The organism is Bradyrhizobium sp. IC4060, from assembly GCF_020193715.1.
GTDB classification, from domain to species: domain Bacteria; phylum Pseudomonadota; class Alphaproteobacteria; order Rhizobiales; family Xanthobacteraceae; genus Bradyrhizobium; species Bradyrhizobium yuanmingense.
Genome location: NZ_JADYVJ010000003.1, coordinates 219918 through 234019, shown reverse-complemented (window position 1 = coordinate 234019; position 14102 = coordinate 219918). Strand labels below are relative to the sequence as shown.

The 14102-nt window shown below is 65.5% G+C and carries 14 protein-coding genes; 8 read left to right on the top strand and 6 right to left on the bottom strand.

Annotated elements, in window-relative coordinates:
• Window positions 1-113: 113 nt before the first annotated feature.
• Window positions 114-1226, bottom strand: coding sequence for a LuxR C-terminal-related transcriptional regulator (locus tag I6F16_RS12890; protein ID WP_035999013.1), 1113 nt, complete (start codon window positions 1224-1226; stop codon window positions 114-116).
• A 655-nt stretch (window positions 1227-1881) separates the two neighbouring features.
• Here I6F16_RS12890 and I6F16_RS12885 point away from each other — a divergent pair.
• The 8 genes from I6F16_RS12885 (at window position 1882) to I6F16_RS12850 (ending at window position 9073) form a co-directional block, all read left to right on the top strand.
• Window positions 1882-3048, top strand: a complete 1167-nt coding sequence (locus tag I6F16_RS12885) for a cytochrome P450 (RefSeq protein ID WP_035999015.1) — start codon at window positions 1882-1884, stop codon at window positions 3046-3048.
• 370 nt (window positions 3049-3418) lie between these two features.
• On the top strand, window positions 3419-4369 hold the full coding sequence (locus I6F16_RS12880) for a sulfonate ABC transporter substrate-binding protein (RefSeq protein WP_035999017.1): 951 nt from the start codon (window positions 3419-3421) through the stop codon (window positions 4367-4369).
• Between the two features lie 38 nt (window positions 4370-4407).
• A complete protein-coding gene (locus tag I6F16_RS12875; RefSeq protein ID WP_035999020.1) occupies window positions 4408-5361 on the top strand; it encodes a sulfonate ABC transporter substrate-binding protein in 954 nt (317 codons plus the stop codon).
• Between the two features lie 8 nt (window positions 5362-5369).
• Window positions 5370-6536 carry an FMNH2-dependent alkanesulfonate monooxygenase gene (gene ssuD, locus I6F16_RS12870; RefSeq protein ID WP_225151282.1) on the top strand — a complete coding sequence of 389 codons (1167 nt, stop codon included), beginning with the start codon at window positions 5370-5372 and terminating at the stop codon, window positions 6534-6536.
• Window positions 6533-7339, top strand: coding sequence for an aliphatic sulfonate ABC transporter permease SsuC (gene ssuC / locus I6F16_RS12865; RefSeq protein WP_035999023.1), 807 nt, complete (start codon window positions 6533-6535; stop codon window positions 7337-7339). The genes ssuD and ssuC overlap by 4 nt, the downstream gene beginning before the upstream one ends.
• 20 nt (window positions 7340-7359) lie before the next feature.
• A complete protein-coding gene (locus tag I6F16_RS12860) occupies window positions 7360-8208 on the top strand; it encodes an ATP-binding cassette domain-containing protein (protein WP_035999026.1) in 849 nt (282 codons plus the stop codon).
• Between the two features lie 33 nt (window positions 8209-8241).
• Window positions 8242-8823, top strand: a complete 582-nt coding sequence (locus I6F16_RS12855) for a flavin reductase family protein (protein WP_035999029.1) — start codon at window positions 8242-8244, stop codon at window positions 8821-8823.
• A 94-nt stretch (window positions 8824-8917) separates the two neighbouring features.
• Window positions 8918-9073, top strand: a complete 156-nt coding sequence (locus I6F16_RS12850; RefSeq protein WP_035999067.1) for a hypothetical protein — start codon at window positions 8918-8920, stop codon at window positions 9071-9073.
• Window positions 9074-9180: 107 nt separating this feature from the next.
• Here I6F16_RS12850 and I6F16_RS12845 read toward each other — a convergent pair whose 3' ends face one another.
• From I6F16_RS12845 to fliG, 5 genes are all read right to left on the bottom strand, one after another.
• Complete coding sequence (locus tag I6F16_RS12845; RefSeq protein WP_035999032.1) at window positions 9181-10329, bottom strand: M20 family metallopeptidase; 1149 nt, start codon at window positions 10327-10329, stop codon at window positions 9181-9183.
• A gap of 255 nt (window positions 10330-10584) precedes the next feature.
• Window positions 10585-11970 carry a sigma-54 dependent transcriptional regulator gene (locus tag I6F16_RS12840; protein WP_035999037.1) on the bottom strand — a complete coding sequence of 462 codons (1386 nt, stop codon included), beginning with the start codon at window positions 11968-11970 and terminating at the stop codon, window positions 10585-10587.
• A gap of 51 nt (window positions 11971-12021) precedes the next feature.
• A complete protein-coding gene (gene fliN, locus I6F16_RS12835) occupies window positions 12022-12372 on the bottom strand; it encodes a flagellar motor switch protein FliN (RefSeq protein WP_035704875.1) in 351 nt (116 codons plus the stop codon).
• Window positions 12373-12375: 3 nt separating this feature from the next.
• Complete coding sequence (locus tag I6F16_RS12830) at window positions 12376-12999, bottom strand: FliH/SctL family protein (protein WP_109142568.1); 624 nt, start codon at window positions 12997-12999, stop codon at window positions 12376-12378.
• A complete protein-coding gene (fliG, locus tag I6F16_RS12825) occupies window positions 12999-14093 on the bottom strand; it encodes a flagellar motor switch protein FliG (protein ID WP_225114783.1) in 1095 nt (364 codons plus the stop codon). Before fliG ends, I6F16_RS12830 begins: the two co-directional genes overlap by 1 nt.
• Between the last annotated feature and the right edge of the window lie 9 nt (window positions 14094-14102).

Genomic DNA, 14102 nt, shown 5'->3' with positions numbered 1-14102 from the left:
GCCAGACATCCAATTTGGGCGGAGTTGAACCCGGAGCGCCGGCCTGTGTCTTCACCCATTTGGGTGAAGCGAAGCTTGTCCCTGCCGACGCACGCCACCGGACAAGTCCGGCGTCAATCTCTCAGCGGTAATTTGGGGATCGCGCCGAAGAGGGCGGCTGCGCTCTTCTGGTTCCGCGTTCCCGTCTTGGCGAGGACGGCCTTGACCTGCGTGCGGATGGTTTCGCGGCTGAGCCCGTGATGCGCGGCGATGTCGCCGATCGTCTGTCCTTGCGCAATTCCGCGCGCAACGCGCGCCTCGCTCGGGGTGAGATCGAACAGGCCACGAATGAGGGCAAGGCTCGGTGCCTGCGAGGCGGCGACCGGCGTTGCGATGAGGAGGCCAACCGCCCCATCGAAGAGATCGCGGGCTTCGCCAGGCATCGACACGAGATGAAGCACCACCCGATCGAGATCGCTGGCGCGACGCGCGGCGAAGGAGCACACGGCCTTGTCCGGCACATCGAGTTGGGTGAGGCCGGCGCGCAGCAGGGTGTCGGCCGCCCGGTCCTTGATCGCGATCCGGTCCTTCGGCAACCATTGCAGAAGGTCAGTCATGGCTTCGATCAAGGCGTTGGCGGTCAGAACCCGCCCGGAGCGCGTGATCGCGAGGGCCGGCAAGCCGACCAGCGACAGCGCCTCGGTTGCCGCCCGCATCCGGGTGAGGCGCCAGCGTGTCGACAGCAAAGCCGCCCGCGCGAGATGGGGGCGAAAGCGGTCGAGAAAATCGAGATCCTGCCGCGAAAAGGCGGGGCGGCCGGCCAGTCTTTCCATGTGGAAGACGATGATCTCACCGGACGGGCTGCGGACCGCCGTCGCGCAGGCGTGTTCGAAGCCCCACTTCTTGTTCCATTCCACCCGATAGGGATCGCGCTCCCATTCCTCCGGCGAAAATGCCTCGTGTTCGCCGACGAAGCCGGGGTGATCAAGCGCCAGGAGTCGCGGGGTCGTCTCCGTCCGGCTGGAGAGGTCGCCACGCAGGAACGCCGAGAAAGCCTCGCGGATCGACGGCGACGTCACGACACCATTCCAGACACCGGACCATTGATCGGAGTCCGAGGTGATCATGACCATGCCATGCGCGCCCGCGGCATGAGCGATGTTCTCCAGGACGTCCGGCCAGAGCTCCGGAACGGTCGCTGCCTCGTGGATGCGGTCCACGATCTGCTCGAAATCGATGCCCGTCATTGCTGCGCTGGACCCATCAGATTCGACCGATCTTTCAGACGCGCGGCGTGCATTTCTGCAGCAGCCTTCGTGCTTCGCCCGCCCAAGGCCCTTGATACCAATCCGCTTCGGCGGAACCAATTGCTACTATTTCCCAAGCCGGCCCGGATGGACGGCTAGCAGAAATCATGTCCATATATCAACTATTTGACAGGTCAGAGGTTGTCCCGGCGGCTTTCAAGGTCGGTCTGATCCCGTAAGCCGGGGGCAGCGCTGAATGGACCACGGTTCTCGGCGCATCAACCTATCGGCGTTCGCGGGTAGAGGAGGCGAGCATGATCCTCATATGGCTTGGAGTGCTCCTTGTTTTCGGCGGCGTACTCCAAATGGCGTTTCAGCCCATTTGGCGAGGTCGATTCAGTGGTGGGAAGTGGCTTCGCTCCGGACGTGACACGCTGGAGCCTGAAAGGCCCGGTAGCGGTTTCGGCGTCAAATCGAACTGGCCTGGACTTGTGATGGTCGCGCTTGGCGGCGCTTTCTTGCTGGCCGGAGCTGCCATCTGAGTTGAAAGCAGACAAAGGCAGCTTTTGGCCCGCCTGTCCCAATCCATGGGGACAGACGGCGGCAACTGAAAGGCGCTAGCCTCGGCATCGAGGAGACGACAAGGGAGCGAAGCTTGAGCACCGCGCCGCGCATCGAGATCGACCCGGCTGCCTTCTGGGCCGACCCCTATCCGATGCTCGCCAAGATGCGGAAGGAGGCGCCGATCGCCTTCGTGCCGCAGCTCGGCTCGACGCTGCTGACGAGCCGCGACGACATCTCGATCTCGGAGAAGCAGATCGACGTGTTCTCCTCGCACCAGCCCGCCGGCCTGATGAACCGGCTGATGGGCCACAACATGATGCGCAAGGATGGCGAGGCGCATCTCGTCGAGCGCCGGGCGATGTTTCCGACGGTCTCACCGAAGACGGTGAAGGGCTACTGGACCGCACAGTTCCAGGCCCATGCGGATCGCATCATCGCTTCACTCGAACCGGGCCGGATCGATCTCATGCGCGACTTCGCGCTGCCGTTCTCCGGCGAATGCCTGAAGTCGATCACCGGCCTTACCAATATCGGCTTTCAGGACATGGACGCGTGGTCGCAAGGCATGATCGAAGGCATCGCCAATTATGCCGGCGACCCTGAGGTCGAGGCGCGCTGTCATGCAGCAACCGCGGGCATCGACGCCGCGATCGACGACGTCCTGCCGGTGATGCGCAAGCATCCCGACCAGAGCATTTTGGGCGTGCTGCTCGCCTCGGACATGCCGATGGAGAGCGTGCGCGCCAACGTCAAGCTTGCCATCTCCGGCGGCCAGAACGAGCCGCGCAAGGCGATCGCCGGCACGGTCTGGGCGCTGCTGACCCATCCCGACCAGCTCGATCTGGTCCTGCGCGGCGAGGTGTCCTGGCTGCAGGCTTTCGAGGAATATGCCCGCTGGATCTCGCCGATCGGCATGTCGCCGCGCCGCATCGCAAAACCCTGGACCATTCGCGATGTGGCGTTCGAGCTCGACGAACGCGTATTCCTGATGTTCGGCTCCGCCAACCGCGACGAGAAGCATTTCGAGCGCGCGGACCAGTTCAACGTGCGGCGCGACACCTCCAAGAGCGTCGCCTTCGGCGCGGGCCCGCATTTCTGCGCCGGCGCCTTCGCCTCGCGCGCCATGATCGCCGACGTCGCGCTGCCGACATTGTTCGCGCGGGCCTCGCGCATCGAGCTCGCCGAGGACGAAGAGGTGCGGATCGGCGGCTGGGCCTTCCGCGGGCTGCAGAATCTGCCGGTGAGGTGGGAGCAATAGGCCGGTAAGGAGCCTCTCCCCCAAGGCTGCAATCGTGCCATTCTGCCGCTGTTTTGCCCGACAGGTCAAACAAATTTCGGATAATTCGTAAGTCGTTGATCTTGCACGTCTCGTCTACTGTGCATGGGGTTGTTTTCGCGTTTTATGTTTCGCGCCAAAGACCGCTCGACCAAATCCGTGGAGCTCTCACATTCGCGTGCAGAAAAATTCCATCCTCATTCGCTTCCCCGCTTGAAAGATTAATCACGCGCGCGGCATGCAGCGCAGTGCTCGCATCGCTATTTTCCCGGACGTCTCGACACTTCCGATGACGCGCACCATCATTCGGCATACGTGAATGATGACGGCCACATGCGGCCGGGAGTGTGGAATGCAGCGTCGGGACTTTCTGAAACTTTCGGTTGGAACTGCGGCCGCCGCTGCGTTCGCATCGCATGCGATCGCGCAAGGCGCGGTGAAGGAAATTCGTATCGGCTACCAGAAGACCGGCGTGCTGGTCATCGCGCGCCAGCAGGCTGCCCTGGAAAGACATTTCGCAGCCTCAGGCATCGAGGTGAAGTGGATCGAGTTCTCCTCGGGGCCGCCGATGATGGAGGCGATGAACGTCGGCAGCGTCGATTTCGGCGCGGTGGGTGATTCCCCGCCAGTGTTTGCCCAGGCCGCGGGCGCGGCGATCGTCTACGCCGCCGGCCAGCCCATCACCAACGGCCAGGGCATCCTGGTGCCCAAGGATTCGCCAATCCGCGACATCGCCGATCTCAAGGGCAAGCGCATCGGCTTCACCAAGGGCTCCAGCGCCCACAACGTCGTGGTGCAGACGCTGGAGAAGGCCGGCCTCACCTATGCCGACATCACCCCGGTCTACCTGACGCCGCCGGATGCCGGCCCCGCCTTCGCCAATGGCAGCATCGAGGCCTGGGCGATCTGGGATCCGTATTTCGCGATCGGCGAGACCAAGCAGAACGGCCGCATCCTGATCAATGCGCGCGAGGTCACCAAGACCAATTCCTTCTACATCGCCAACCGCGAGTTCGCGAAGAACCATGGGGCGATCCTGCAGCAGATCGTCGACGTGACGACCGCGGCAGGCCAATGGGCCGAGCAGCACCGCGACGAGGTCGCCAGATCGCTCGCCGCGATTACCGGCGTTCCCTTGGATATCCAGACCGTCGCCGCCAATCGCGCGAACTTCGTGGTCGGCCCCGTCACCGACGAGATCGTTGCGACCCAGCAGGGCGTCGCCGACCGCTTCTACAAGCTCGGCCTGATCCCGAAGCCGATTCATATTCGCGACATCGTCTGGCGCAACCCGGCAGCCTGACCGTGCCGACAACTCTTCCCGTTCAAAAAGGTCTGAACATGAAGCGCATCGTTCAACGCGTGATCGCAGCCATCGTGCTGTCGATCGGCATCGTCGCGGCCGCGGTCGGCACCTCCTACGGTCAGGATAAGGTGGTCCGCATCGGCTACCAGAAGTACGGCAAGCTGGTGCTGCTCAAGAGCAAGGGCACGCTGGAGCCGAAGCTCGCCGCTGACGGCTACAAGGTGGTGTGGACCGAATTTCCGTCCGGTCCGCCGCTGCTCGAAGCGCTTAACGTCGGCGCGATCGATTTCGGCAACACCGGCGAAGCTCCGCCGATCTTCGCGCAGGCCGCCGGCGCGCCGATCCAGTATGTGGCCTACGAGCCGCCGGCGCCGAAGGGCGAGGCGATCCTGGTCCCGAAGGAAAGTCCGCTGAAATCCGTTGCCGACCTCAAGGGCAAGAAGGTCGCGCTCAACAAGGGCTCCAACGTCCACTATCTCCTCGTCAAGGCGCTTGAGAAAGCCGGCGTCAAATACTCGGAGATCGAGACCGTGTTCCTGGCACCAGCCGACGCGCGGGCCGCCTTCGAACGCGGCGCAGTCGATGCCTGGGTGATCTGGGATCCGTTCCAGGCCGCGGCGGAAGCGGCCACCGGCGCACGCACGCTGGCCGATGGCAGCGGCATCGTGGCCAACTACCAGTTCTACTTCGCCTCCAAGAAATTCCTCGAAGCCAACCCGAAGATCGTCGATGCCGTGCTCGCCGAACTCAGCGCGGTCGATGATTGGGCCAAGGGCGACATCCGCGCCGTAGCCGAGCAGCTGGCTCCCTCGATCGGTCTCCCGGTCCCCGTGGTCGAGGTGGCCCTGAAGCGCCAGTCCTACGGCATCAAGCCGATCACCGATGCCGTCATCGCCGACCAGCAGCAGGTGGCCGACGCGTTCTTCGCGCTCGGCCTGATCCCCAAATCCATCAAGATTTCCGACGTGGCGCGGAAGCCGGGAACGTGAGCACACTCATGAGCAAGCAATCAAACGCCAACATCCTCTGGTTCCTGCCGACCCACGGCGACGGCCGCTATCTCGGCACCGGCATCGGCGGCCGCGAGGTCAATTTCAACTATCTGCGCCAGGTCGCGCAGGCCGCCGATCAGCTCGGCTATTTCGGCGTGCTGTTGCCGACCGGGCGATCCTGCGAGGATTCCTGGATCGTTGCGTCCTCGGTCGCGCCGTTCACCGAGCGGCTGCGCTATCTCGTCGCCGTTCGGCCCGGCCTGCAATCGCCGAGCGTCGCCGCGCGCATGACCGCGACGCTCGATCGCGTCTCGAACGGCCGGCTCCTCGTCAACGTCGTCACCGGTGGCGATCCCGTCGAGAACAAGGGCGACGGCATCTTCCTCGGCCACGACGAGCGCTACGAGGTCACCCGCGAGTTCCTCAACGTCTACAGCGACCTGCTCGCCGGCAAGACGGTGAACGCCGAGGGCAAGCACATCCGCATCGAGGGCGGCAAGCTGCTGTTTCCCCCCGTGCAGTCGCCGCGGCCCCCGCTCTATTTCGGCGGTTCCTCCGATGCCGGCATCGACGTCGCGGCGGACACCGTGGACAAATATCTCACCTGGGGCGAGCCGCCGGCGCTGGTCGCCGAGAAGATCGCGAAGGTGAGGGAGGTTGCCGCCGCTCGTGGCCGCAAACTCTCCTTCGGCATCCGTCTACACGTCATTGTCCGCGAGACCAACGAAGAAGCCTGGCACGCCGCGAACGAGCTGATCAGGCATGTCAGCGACGACACCATCGCGCTGGCGCAGAAGAACTTTGCCCGTATGGACTCGGTCGGTCAGCACCGCATGGCGCAGCTCCACGGCGGCAAGCGCGACAAGCTCGAGATCGCGCCGAACCTGTGGGCCGGCGTCGGCCTCGTACGCGGCGGCGCCGGCACGGCGCTGGTCGGCGACGCCCAGACGGTGGCGGCGCGCATCAAGGAGTATCAGGATCTCGGCATCGATACCTTCATCATGTCGGGCTATCCGCATCTGGAGGAAGCCTATCGCTTCGCCGAGCTGGTGTTCCCGCTGCTCGCGCTGGAGCAGCCGAGCAACGTGACGAAGCTGCATTTCAACGGCGGTCCGTTCGGCGAGACGGTCGGCAGCGATTTCCGTCCGCAGCACCGGGTGTCGCAGTCATGAGCCTGATCGACAGCATTTCGCTTCCGCGCAGCATCCGCCTGCCGCGGGCCGACGGCCTGATCCAGTGGATCGTGCCGCTCGCCATCATCGCGGTCTGGCAGGTCGCGAGCGTCACCGGCTTCGTGCCGACGCGGGTGCTGCCGGCCCCGAGCGACGTCGTGCTCGCGGGCTGGAAGCTGCTGGTCTCCGGTGAGCTCGTCCGCAACATCTGGGTGTCGTTCTGGCGCGCCTCGGTCGGCTTTTTGATCGGCGGCAGCATCGGTTTCGCCTTCGGCCTCGCCAACGGCCTGTCGCAGCTCTCGGCCAGGCTCACCGATACCACCCTGCAGATGGTGCGCAACGTGCCGCATCTGGCGCTGATCCCGCTGGTCATCCTCTGGTTCGGCATCGACGAAAGCGCAAAGCTCTTCCTGGTGGCGCTCGGGGTGTTCTTCCCGATCTATCTCAACACGCTGCACGGCATCCGCACCGTCGATCCGCAGCTGATCGAGATGGGCCGCATCTACGGCATGACCGATGGCGAACTGTTCCGCCGCGTCATCTTCCCGGGCGCGCTGCCTTCGATCTTCGTCGGCATCCGCTTTGCGCTCGGCATCATGTGGCTGACGCTGATCGTCGCCGAGACCATCGCGGCCTCTTCCGGCCTCGGCTACATGGCGATGCAAGCGCGCGAGTTCATGCTGATCGACGTCGTCGTGCTCTCGATCCTGATCTACGCCCTGCTCGGCAAGCTCGCCGACAGCGCCTCCCGCGTGCTGGAGCGTCTGACGCTCTCCTGGCACCCCGCCTTCCAGAAACGTTGAGCGAAAATACTGGGAATCACATGCAGACAGCGCTTCGTACCTCTCTTCCCGAGACAGAGCTCGCCGGCCGCGCCACTTTCGCTCCTCACGCCCGCGTGGTGCGCGAGGAGCGGCAAGAAGAACACCGAGTTCAGGCCAGCGGCCTGCCGCTCAGCATCCGCGGCTTGCGCAAATCCTTCGGTGACAACGAGGTGCTGCGCGGCATCGACCTGCACATTCCCGCCGGCCAGTTCGTCGCGATCGTCGGCAAGAGCGGCTGCGGCAAGAGCACCCTGCTGCGCCTGATCGCCGGCCTCGACAAGATCGATGCGGGCAGCATCAGCTTCGGTCAGGAGATCCAGCCCGAGGACATCCGCGTGATGTTCCAGGAGCCGCGGCTGCTGCCCTGGGCCCGCGTGCTCGCCAATGTCGAGGTCGGCCTCGGCCGCGATCGTGTCTCAAGCGATGCGCATGCCCGCGCCGAGAAGGCGCTGATCGAGGTCGGCCTCGCCGACAAGCGCGATCAATGGCCCTCGGTGCTCTCAGGGGGCCAGAAGCAGCGCGTCGCGCTCGGCCGTGCGCTGGTCTCGCGCCCGCGCGTGCTCGCCTTCGACGAGCCGCTCGGCGCGCTGGATGCGCTGACCCGCATCTCGATGCAGCGGCTCCTCGAGCGGGTCTGGCGCGATCAGGGCTTTACCGCGATCCTGGTGACCCACGATGTCTCGGAAGCCGTGGCGCTGGCCGACCGCGTGCTCGTCATCGAGGAGGGCCGCATCGCCCATGACGTCACGGTTAACGCCGCCCGGCCGCGCCAGCGCGGCTCGGCCGAGCTTGCCGGGCTCGAAGGCTCGATCCTGAGCCACCTGTTGTCGGCGGACGATCGTACCTAAATAGAGGGAACCCCGCTTGCGGGGAGTAGCGCCATGAATGTAGTGCCCCGCGAGCTCATGACCGAAATTCCCGTCTCGTCCGCCGATTTCCGCGGCGCCATGCGCCACCTTACCGGCGGCGTCAGCGTCATCACGGCCGGGCGGGGCAAGGACATCTCCGGCATGACGGTGACCTCGGTCACCTCGCTGTCGGTCGAGCCGCCGACGCTGCTGGTCAGCATCAACCGCGACGCCTCGTCGTTTCCGCTGATCCGCCGCCACGGCGCCTTCGGCGTGAACATCCTCAATGCTGACCAACTCGACATTGCCGAACGCTTTGCCGGCAAGGGCGGGCTGAAGGGTGCGGATCGCTTTGTAGGCAGCCAGTGGGTGACGGCAGTCTCTGGTGTCCCGCTGCTGGCCGGCGCGCTCTCGGCCTTCGATTGCGAAGTCGAGGAGATCGTCGAACGGCACTCGCACGGCATCGTCATCGGCCGTGTCAGGGATATCAGGAGCTCGACTCGCAATGCCGCGCTGGCCTATTGGCACGGCCAATACGTGGCGGTCGACCAGGACGAAGACGCGGCCCGGCTTGCCGATGTCAGCCTTCCCGCGCGCGGCCGGCGCGGCATTTGATCGCCGTCGGCGAGCCTCGCGCAAGGCTGGCCTTTTCCGCCTCGTCGCTCTAGAAGCGCTCCTGACTGTCCCGCCGGACGCATGGAGCGGAACGATGAAGCGCGTGGCTACCTTGATCTTCTACGCCATCGGCGCGCTCGCGATCGCCTATCTCGCGCTCTACGCCTACGCGATGTTCTCCGGATCTCCGATCGTGCCGGGCGATCCCATCCACATCTTCCGCAAGCCGGATGCGCCGAGCTATTCGTGACGGTCTCGTAGGGTGGGTTAGCCGAAGGCGTAACCCACCACTGTTTGTCTCCACGGAAAATGACCAGGTGGGTTACGCTTCGCTAACCCACCCTACGGCACCTCCGTTCACCCCCGCAGAATCGCCAGCGCCAGCGCCTGTGCGCGCGGCACGATGCTGTCGATCTCCAGATATTCCTCCGGCGTGTGCGCGAGCCCGCCGACCGGGCCGAGACCGCAAATGGTCGGCGTGCCCACGGCGGCGGTGAAGCCGGAATCGGCGCAGCCGCCGGAGAACTCGCCCTGCAGCGTGGTGAGGCCCACCTGCCTTGCGGCCGCCTGATAGTTTTCGAACAGCGCCTTCGAGTCCGCGCTCTGCATCACCGGCACGAACTCGCCCTTGATCGACAGCGTCGCGCTGGTGCCGGGCACGTAAGGCGTCGCGACGATCTTCTCGATCGCACCCATGATCCGCGCGCGATCGGCCGGATCGACATAGCGCAGGTCGATCTGCCCTTCCGCGTAAGGCGCGGTCGTGTTGACGGACTGCCCGCCCGACACGAGGCCGACATTGAGCGTGATGCCCTTGTCGAGATCAGTGAGCGCGTGGATTTGGACGATCTTGTGCGCGAGCTCGCCAATGGCGCTGACGCCGGCGGCGAAGTTGGCGCCGGAATGCGCGGCCTTGCCGGTGATGGCCATGTGCATGAAGATGCCGCCCTTGCGCCCGGTGACGACGTTGCCCGTGGGCCGGCCCGGCTCGGAATTGAACACCGCGCGGGCCGCGCGTCCCTCGCGCTCGATCACCGGGCGCGAGGAGGGCGAGCCGATCTCCTCGTCGGAGGTGATGAGCACCTTAATCGGATGCGGTGCGCCGCCGAACTTGTGGAAGGCGGCGGCCACGAACACATTCATGACGAGGCCCGACTTCATGTCGGCGACACCGGGCCCATAGGCGCGGCCATCCCGGATCGTGAAGGGACGCCGCGCGGCCTCGCCCTTGCCGAACACGGTGTCGCGGTGCCCCATCAACAGCACCGGCTTCTCGTTGCTGCCGGGCTTTGCCACCTCGGCATGGATCGCGTCGCCGAAGGTGGCGTTGGCCTCGCGCCGGAACGGAATGCCGTGCTCGGCAAAATGCCGCTCGAACCGCGCACCGACCGCATCGACGCCTTCCTTGTCATAGGAGCCGGAATCGATGTTCACGACGTCGCGCAGCAGGTCGATCATCGCCTGCTTCTGCGACGCCAGCCAATCCGTGATTTGAGCTTCAGACATGTGTCCCTCGCGTGGTTTTCGCGCGAGGTTATAGGGCGTGCCGCGCGGATGGCATAGTCACGTGGCGCGGTTCGGTCATGCGAAGGACGCTCTTGAGGTTCGCCATTGCGAGCGCAGCGAAGCAATCCGGTCTGTCGCCGCCGAGGGATGCTGGATTGCTTCGCTGCGCTCGCAATGACGGGGTGGCGGCCTGCGCCAAACGAAAATGCCCGGACTTGGCCCGGGCATTCGCGTCCGCTCGATGGTCGCAGGCGTCTACGCGCCCATCATCGGCATCCGCGGATATTCCCCGGGCGTGCCTGCGGGCGGGATCGGGATGCCGCCGTCGGCATATTCGTTGAGCTTGTTGCGCAGCGTGCGGATCGAGATGCCGAGGATGTTGGCGGCATGGGTGCGGTTGCCGAGGCAGTGCTTCAGCGTCTCCAGGATCAGGTCGCGCTCGACATCGGCCACGGTGCGCCCCACCAGCGCGCGCGTCACCTGCTCGGCGGCCATAGTGGCATGCGCCACGGCCGGGGCGGTCTTGGCGAGGTCGAGGCGGTCGCCGTCCGGCGTGATGATGGCGTCGGGCCCGATCTCGTCGCCCTGGGCCATCAGCACCGCGCGGTGCATGGTGTTTTCGAGCTCGCGGACGTTGCCCTGCCAGCGGTTGGCGGAGAGCACGCGCCGCGCCTCGGCCGAGAGCGGACGCAGCGGCACGCCGTTGGCGTCGGCATATTTCTTCACGAAGTGCTGGGCGAGCTCGAGGATGTCGGCGGGACGCTCGCGCAGCGGCGGGATCTTCAAATTCACGACGTTGAGGCGGAACAGCAAGTCCTCGCGGAACGTGCCCTCTCGCACGGCCTCGGCGAGATTGCGGTTCGAGGTCGCGATGATGCGGATGTCGACCGGAACCGGCTTGGTGCCGCCGACGCGGTCGATCACACGCTCCTGGATGGCGCGCAGCAGTTTCGATTGCAGGCGAACGTCCATCTCCGAGATTTCGTCGAGCAGCAGCGTGCCGCCGGTCGCCTCCTCGAACTTGCCGATGCGGCGGGCGACCGCGCCGGTGAAGGCGCCCTTCTCGTGGCCGAACAGCTCGGATTCCAGCAGGTGCTCCGGGATGGCGGCGCAGTTGATCGAGATGAACGGACGCTTGGCCCGGGCCGAACGGGAGTGAACGTAGCGGGCCAGCACTTCCTTGCCCGTGCCGGATTCGCCGGTGATCATCACCGAGGCGTCCGAGCCGGCGATCTGCTGGGCGAGCTTGATCACCTTTGCCATCGCATCGTCACGGTAGACCAGCTCGCGGGAATCGTTGGCGACGGCAGCCAGCACCGCGGCGATCAGCTCCGGATCCGGCGGCAGCGGGATGTATTCCTTGGCCCCGGCATGGATCGCAGCGACCGCGGCGCGGGCGTCGTTGGTGATGCCGCAGGCGACGATCGGGGCGTGGATGTGCTCGGCTTCCAGCCGCAGCACGAGGTCGCGGATGTCGAGCGCGACGTCGACCAGCAGGAGGTCGGCGCCCTTGCCCCCGCGCAGCACGCGCATCGCCTGCTCGTGATCCTCGGCATGGGTCACGGTGGCGCCGTTCTCCATCGCGATCTTGGTGGCGGTGGTGAGCTGGCCCTTCAATGTGCCAACGATGAGAAGCCGCATGTCAGTCTCCTGTCCGTCTGCTCGCGCCGTCGCGCGTCATGTCCTTGCGTGTCAGCCGCGTTCGGCCTTGATGATTTCCGTCATGGTCACGCCGAGCTTGTCCTCCACCAGGACGACCTCGCCGCGGGCGACCAGCTTGTTGTTGACGTAGATGTCGATGGCCTCGCCGACGCGCCGGTCGAGCTCGAGCACGGTGCCCGGTCCGAGCTTCAGGAGCTCGCCGACGTCCATCTTGGAGCGGCCGAGCACGGCCGAGACCTGCACCGGCACGTCGAACACCGCCTCGAGGTCGGCGGCGGCACGCGCCGCATATTCGTCCTCGTTGTAGCCGACGTCGGTGCCGGCAGGCGGCATCGGGCCGTTGAGATCGGGCAGCGGGACCTGTCCGTCGGTGTCGCTCATGGTTTAGCTCCCCCTGCGGGACGCGATATAGCGTCCGACCATTTCGTCGATCTTGGCCGCGATGGCGCCGCGCTCCAGCACGACGCCGCCATCGGCCCATTCGATCCGGCAGTCGCCGGTGGCAATTTCCGGCTCGGCCAGGATCACCAGCCGGCCCTCGAAGCCGCTCTGCTTGGCGAGCCGCTCGATCTTCTCGCGCGCGCTGTCGTAGAGCGAATCGTTGATGCGGACGACGAGATGCGGCGTCGCGACCAGATGCGAGAAGCAGTCCTTGACCAGCGCGATGACCTCGCCGAGCGGCTCGGCGGCGACGAGGTCGGCACACAACTTGCGAGCCACCGCGATTGCGACCTCGACCGCCTCGGTCTCCATCCTGGTCTCGATGTTGCCGATGCCGGCGGCGACGCCGCGGATGGCGATGTTGATCTCCTCCATCGCGAGCGCGACGCGGCGGTCGCTCTCGGCCTTGGCCTCGCGTTGGCCGGCGGCAAAGCCGTCCTGATAGGCGCGCGCCTCGGCTTCCGCGACCTTCTGCGCGATCTCTGCCGCGGTCGCGGCCTTCTCGCGCGTCGCGCGCTCGGGCGCCGCGAAGTCGGTATCGAACAGGAATTTTGCCGGAGCGGCCATCAGTACACCAGCTCGTCGTCGGCGCGGTTCTTGGTCAGCATGATCTCACCCTTGGCGGCGAGGTCCTTGGCGAGATTGACCAGCAGCGCCTGGGCTTCGTCGACGTCGCGCAGGCGCACGGGGCCCATCGCCGCCATGTCGTCCTGGAGCATCTTGGCCGCGCGCGAGGACATGTTGCCGAAGAAGAAGTTGCGGACGTCCTCGTTCGCGCTCTTGAGCGCGACGCCGAGCTTGTCCTTGTCGACGTTGCGCATCAAGGTCTGGGCGGAGCCGGAATCGAGCTTCACCAGGTCGTCGAAGGTGAACATCAGCGCCTTGATGCGCTCGGCGGATTCGCGGTTGTCCTCTTCCAGAGAGGTGATGAAGCGGGTTTCGGTCTGGCGGTCGAAATTGTTGAAGATTTCCGCCATCACCTCGTGGGCGTCGCGGCGGCGGGTCTGCGACAGGTTGGACATGAACTCGACGCGCAGCGTCTTCTCCACGCTCTCGATCACCTCCTTCTGCACCGCCTCCATCTTCAGCATGCGGTTGATGACGTCGAGCGCGAGCTCCTCGGGCAGGATGCCGAGCACGCGGGCGGCATGCTCCGGCTTCAGCTTCGACAGCACCACGGCGATGGTCTGCGGATATTCGTTCTTGAGGTAGTTGGCGAGCACCTCTTCCTGCACGTTGGAGAGCTTCTCCCACATGTTGCGCCCGGCGGGACCGCGGATCTCGTCCATGATGCCGTTGACGCGTTCCGGCGGCAGGTATTGCTGGAGCAGCCGCTCGGTGGCGTCGAAATTGCCCATCAGCGCGCCCGAGGCCGACATGCGCGAGACGAATTCGAGCAGCATGTCCTCGACGGTGTCGACCTCGACGGTGCCGAGCGTCGACATCTCCAGCGAGAGCTGGCGGACCTCGTCGTCGTCGAGCAGGCTCCAGATCTTGCCGCCATATTGCTCGCCGAGCGCCAGCATCAGGATCGCGGCGCGCCTCGGCCCTGTCAGACCTTCTGTCTTGGGTCCGCCCTCACGGCTGCCGGCGCGCTGACCTAGCGTGGAGATCACGCTGGTGATGTCGTTCGAGTTGGCGTTTTGCAGATTAGCGGCCATGTCAGATCA